General features: G+C 78.2%; 2 protein-coding genes and 1 pseudogene. 1 reads left to right on the plus strand and 2 read right to left on the minus strand.

Features of this window, described 5'->3' with window-relative positions; translation table 11 throughout:
• Window positions 1-698 (minus strand): annotated as a pseudogene (locus ABZZ17_RS32115) (hypothetical protein); the annotation flags it as partial.
• Between the two features lie 13 nt (window positions 699-711).
• On the opposite strand from ABZZ17_RS32115, the gene ABZZ17_RS32120 reads away from it, so the two are divergent.
• Complete coding sequence (locus ABZZ17_RS32120; RefSeq protein ID WP_356881371.1) at window positions 712-987, plus strand: NPCBM/NEW2 domain-containing protein; 276 nt, start codon at window positions 712-714, stop codon at window positions 985-987.
• On the opposite strand, the gene ABZZ17_RS32125 is transcribed toward ABZZ17_RS32120, so the two are convergent.
• Window positions 974-4,192 carry a BTAD domain-containing putative transcriptional regulator gene (locus ABZZ17_RS32125; RefSeq protein WP_356881373.1) on the minus strand — a complete coding sequence of 1,073 codons (3,219 nt, stop codon included), beginning with the start codon at window positions 4,190-4,192 and terminating at the stop codon, window positions 974-976. The two genes, ABZZ17_RS32120 and ABZZ17_RS32125, sit on opposite strands and share 14 nt — an antisense overlap.
• Window positions 4,193-4,544 lie beyond the last annotated feature (352 nt).

Below are 4,544 nucleotides of genomic sequence, written 5' to 3' on the forward strand. Positions count from 1 at the left end.
GCCGCGGCGGGCGGTTCCTCGGCGGGTGCGGGAGCCGCCGGGGCCGGCGGGGCGGGTGCCGCCGGTGGGGCGGGGGCCACTGCCGGGGCCGGAGCCGGGGCCGCGGGTGGTGCCGCGGGTGGTGCCGGAGGTACGGGCGCCGGGGCCGGGGGTGCGGCGGTGTCGGAGGGGCTGGGGCTGCCGGCCAAGGCCGCCATCGCCGCCGGTCTGGCCGTCGCGGCGGCCGCCGGGGTGGTGTTCGCCCTGGCCGGGGACGAGCCCGAGCAGCCGGCCGTGGCGAAGCCGACGCCCGGCATGGTGGCGCCGGTGGTGCCGCGGCCGAGCCCCTCGCCCACGCCGCCCGAGTCGAGTCCCGCGGGGGCTCCGGCGCCGGCGCCGCGGGGTTCCGTACCGCCTCGGCGTACCAGCGCACCGCCCGCGCCCACGGCTTCCGTGCCGGCGTCGAAGCCGGCTCCGGCGCCGGCTGCGCCGAGCGGGGAGCCGAAGCCCTCGCCGACGCGGGCGAAGCCTTCGCCGACGCCTTCGCCCGCTCCGCCGCCGCCGAAGCCGCCGGCCGGGTTCCCGCTGGCCCGGCTGGGGCATTCGGCGTACGGGGAGCACAGCGGTCCGGAGCTGGAGACCTGGCGCAGCAGCTGGGTGTGGCAGCGGTGGGGGCTGGAGGCCGGGGGGCGGCGGTTCGGGCAGGGGATCACCGTCAACTCCCGTTCCTCGGTGGAGATCACCCTGAACCGGCAGTGCACCGCGTTCTCGGCGCGGGCCGGGGTGGACGGGCTGTCCCTGCTGACCGACGGCACGGTGCGGTTCTCCGTCTACGGCGACGGGCAGCGGCTGTGGCGCTCGGGCGTGCTCGGGTACGGGGACGCGCCGGAGGCCGTGAACGTGTCGCTGGCCGGGCGCGGGTCACTGCGTCTGGTGGTGGAGCAGGCCGGGCAGGGGCGGCTGCCGACGCTGGCGAGCTGGGCCGACGCGGTGATCAGCTGCCGTTGAGTTCGGCCGCCACGTCCTTCGGGGTCAGGGCCCGGCCCTCGGCTTCGGCCCGGGCGTGGCCGTCCGGGCCGAGGAGGGCGCGGGTGCGGGCGGGCAGTCCGTCGAGGGCGGTCTGGTCGGGGACCGGGCGGGGGTGACCGGCGCGCCAGGCGGTGGCCGCGGCGAGGAGGCGCACGGAGTCGGCGGCGCGTCCGGCGTCGGCCAGGAGCAGGGCGGCGGTCTCGGCGAGGCCGGCCAGGAAGCGTTCGGCGCAGTGGCCCTCGACGGCGGCGGCGAGGGCGGGCCCGAGGAGGGCCAGGCCGGCGTCGGGGCCGTGTGCGCGGGAGGCGAGGACCGCCTCGACGGTGTCCAGTCCGGCGGTGAGCTGCGCGGGTACGGTCATCCGGGCCGTCTCCGTACGGGCCTGCTCGTGGGCGGCGCGGGCGCGGGCGGTGTCGCCGCGCTGGAGGGCGAGGAGGGCGGCGATGAGCCGGGAGAAGAGGGTCACGTCGTACACGCCGCCGAAGCGGTCGGCCTCGCGGTCGGCTTCGGCGAGGAGCCGTTCGGCGTCGTCGTAGTCCCCGGCGCAGTAGGCGGTCTCCGCGATCCGGGCGATGGCGAAGGGCGCCTCGATGTGGGCGCCGACCTCCCGGGCGAGGCGCAGGCACTCCTCGTACTCGGTACGGGCTTCGGCGTACCGGCCGTGGGAGAGGGCGAGCTCTCCGGCGGCGCTCGCGACCTGGGCGCGGGTCCAGCGGTCGCCCACGCGGCGGGCGATCTCGTGGAGTTCGGCGAGGTCGGCGTCGGCGGTGTGCAGTCCTCCGGTGAGGTCGATGGCCACGTGGGTGCGCAAGAGGAGGACGATGCCGAGTTCCCAGTCGCCGCCGTGGCGGCGGCAGTTGGCGACGGCCCGGTCGAGGTCGGCGTGGAAGTCGAGGGTGTCGCCGGTGAGGAAGGCGGTGGTCGGCCAGAGCATGCCGGGGAACCGGGCGGACTCCGGAGAGCCGCGGCGGAAGACCTCCTTGATGCGGGCGGCGAGGTCGCCGTACTCGGGCGTCCGGAACGTTTCGCCGGTGCTGCTCTCGGCGATCAGGAAGAAGTTGAGGACCTGGAGCCGCATCAGGCGCCAGTACGCGGGCGATCCCTCGGGGGCGTCCGCCGGGGTGAGGGCGAGGATCCGGGAGGTCCACTCGGCGCCTTCGCCGCGGTAGCTGCGCAGCCACCAGAACCAGCCGAGGGCGAAGACGAGGCGCTGGGCGGTCTCGACGTCGGGGGCGGTGGCGGTGGTGGTGTGGAGGGCCGCGCGGAGGTTGTCGAGTTCGGTCTCGACGCTGCGGATCCAAGGGAGCTGGTCGGCGGAGCGGATGCGGGGTTCGGCCTCCTCGGCGAGGGCGAGGTAGTGGGCGGCGTGGCGGGCGGCGGTGGCGCGGGCGGCGGCCGGGTCGGCGGCGGCGCGTTCGGCGGCGTACTCGTGGATGGTTTCGAGCATCCGGTAGCGCATGCCGGTGCCGTCGGGGCCGGGGGCGGCGACGACGAGGGACTTGTCGACGAGGGAGCCGAGGATGTCGGCGACGTCGTACGCGGGGTCCGCGCACACCTCCTCGGCGGCCGCGAGGTCGCAGCCGCCGGCGAAGACGGACAGCCGGGTCAGGACGGCCCGTTCGGCCTCGTCGAGCAGGTCCCAGGACCAGTCCACGACCGCGCGCAGCGTCTGCTGCCGGGGCAGGACGGTCCGGGCCCCGCCGGTCAGCAGCCGGAACCGGTCGTCGAGCCGGTCGGCGATCTGGCGCGGGGTGAGCAGCCGCAGCCGGGCCGCGGCCAGCTCGATCGCCAGCGGCAGCCCGTCCAGGCGCGAGCAGATCTCGGCGGCCGCGGCCGGGTCGTCGGCCGGGGAGAAACCGGGGCGCGCGGCGGCCCCGCGGTCGGCGAGGAGCCGCAGCGCGACCGGGTCCGGCAGCGGCTCCACCGGCCGCAGGAACTCCCCCGGCACGCCCAGGGGCTCGCGGCTGGTGGCCAGGATCCGGACGCCGGGGCAGTGGGTGAGGAGGCGTTCGGCGAGCTCGGCGGCGGCCCCGATGACGTGCTCGCAGTTGTCCAGTACGAGGAGCAGGCGGCGGTGCGCGCAGTGCTCCACGAGGCTGGCCGTCGGGTCGGCGGTGGGGGTCTTCTCCCGGGCGACGAGGGTGCCGTCGCGCAGGCCGAGGGCGCTGAGGACCGCGCCGGGCACGGCCGAGGGGTGGTCGAGGCGGGCGAGTTCTACGAGCCAGCCGGGCTCGGGGTGGGCGGCGGCCGCGTGCTCGGCGAGACGGGTCTTCCCGGAGCCGCCCGGTCCGGTGAGGGTGACGAGGCGGCGGCGGGTCAGGTCGGCTTCGAGCGCGGCGAGTTCGGGCTCGCGGCCGACGAAGGAGGTCAGGCGGGGGCGGAGGTTGCCGCGCGGCGGGGGCGGGGTCTCGGGGCGGGGCTCGGGCTGGGGCTGGGGCTCGGGCTCGGGGTGGAGGAGTTCGGCGTGCAGGGCGCGGAGCGCGGGTCCGGGGTCGGTGCCGAGGCCTTCGGCGAGGGCCTTGCGGGTGCGCTCGTACGCGGCGAGGGCGTCGGCGGGGCGGCCGGCCGCGCGGAGGGCGCGGAGCTGCTGGAGGCGCAGGTGCTCATCGTACGGGTGCTCGTGGATGAGCGCCTCGATCTCCGGGAGGAGTTCGGCCGGGGCGGTGGTACCGGCCCGCAGCTCGGCGTCCACGCGGTCGCGCAGGGCGGCGGTACGGCGGGCCTCGGGCGCGGTGGCGTGGGCGCTGCGGGCGGGCTCGGGCAGGTCGGCGAGGGCGGGGCCGCGCCACAGGGCGAGGGCCTCGCGCAGGGTCGCGGCGGCGCCGGCGGGGTCGGAGGGCCGCTGCCGGGCGGCGTGGGCCGTCAGCCGGGTGAAGCGGTGGAGGTCGACGTCGTCCCGGTCGGCGGCCAGCCGGTAGCCGCCTGCGGGGTCGGCCCGGACCGCGTCGCGGGCCCCGAGGGCGCGGCGGAGCCGGGAGACGAGGGCCTGGAGGGCGGCGGGGGCGTCCTGGGGCGGGTCGTCGCCCCAGACCTCGTCGATCAGGTCGGTGACGGACACGGCGGCCTGACCTCCCGCGCGCAGCGCGAGGGCGGTGAGGAGCGCGCGCAGGCGGGCGCCGCCGAGGATGAGGGGGGCGCCGGTCTCGTCATGTGCCTCGGTGACGCCGAGGATGAGGTACCGCACCGGACAAGTCTGCCTTGCCCCTGCGGGGGGCGTGCGGGGATTTCCGGGCGGCCGGGCCCCGGAAGGCACCCGGACCCGCCCGGCCGGCGTCCGCCGGGACCCGGAAACCGGCTGTGGGCCGCGGGCCGGGGCCCCGGCGGGGAGCGCCCCGCGGCCTCCGGAACGACCCCGGCCGGAACGAACCCGAGCCCGCGGCTGGACCCCCGCCGGAAACCCGGGCCGCGGCACGACCCCAGCCGGGACCGAACCGGGCCCGCGAACCGGCCCGGGAGCGGAGGGCAGCCCGGCACTCGACCCGAGCCCCCGGCACCACCCCACCCGGAACCCGAACCGAAACCCGCAGCGCGACCCT

This window comes from Streptomyces sp. NPDC006512, assembly GCF_040611935.1.
In the GTDB taxonomy this organism is placed as follows: Bacteria; Actinomycetota; Actinomycetes; order Streptomycetales; family Streptomycetaceae; genus Streptomyces.